Source organism: Streptomyces sp. Isolate_45 (assembly GCF_024721315.2).
Lineage (GTDB): Bacteria > Actinomycetota > Actinomycetes > Streptomycetales > Streptomycetaceae > Streptomyces.
Genome location: NZ_JANFAK020000397.1, coordinates 1 through 588, shown reverse-complemented (window position 1 = coordinate 588; position 588 = coordinate 1). Strand labels below are relative to the sequence as shown.

Annotated in this window: 1 protein-coding gene; it reads left to right on the top strand. The window is 81.0% G+C overall.

The window, feature by feature from the left end; translation table 11 throughout:
* Positions 1–588: protease inhibitor I9 family protein (locus tag NOD94_RS41285; RefSeq protein WP_281211375.1), on the top strand; the 588-nt coding region annotated here is incomplete at both ends.

Genomic DNA, 588 nt, shown 5'->3' with positions numbered 1-588 from the left:
GCGGCCGCCGCGCTCCCGCCGCCCGCCGCCGCAGCCGGCCCCGAAGCGCCCACCGCCTCCTACGTGGTGGTCCTCAAGGACGCCACCCCCCGCGCCCCGGCCCGTGCCCTGGCCTCCGAGGCCGAGGAGGCCGGGGACCGGGTGGGGCCGGTCTACGACACCGTCCTCAACGGCTTCGCGGTCCGTACCACCGCGGCCCGCGCGGCCGCCCTCGCCGCCGACCCCCGGGTGGCCTCCGTCGAACCGGACACGGATTTCCGGATCTCCGACACCCCCACACCCGGCACCCCCGTACCCATCGCCCCCGTACCCAGCGTCCCCGCACCCGGGACCCCCGCGCCCAGCACCCCGTCGCCCAACACCCAGGTACCCGAGACCCCGACACCCGCCCCCACCCCGGTAACCGACACCGCCGCCCCCACTCCGAGCACCGCACCCGCGCTCCCCGCCGCCCCCACCCCGGTACCCGACGCCACCACCCCCGCCCCGAGCACCGCACCCGGCACGCAGCCCGCCCCACCCCCCACGCCCGCGGCCCCGCCCGCACCCGCACCCGCACCCGCACCCGCGCCCGCGCCCGCGCCCGCG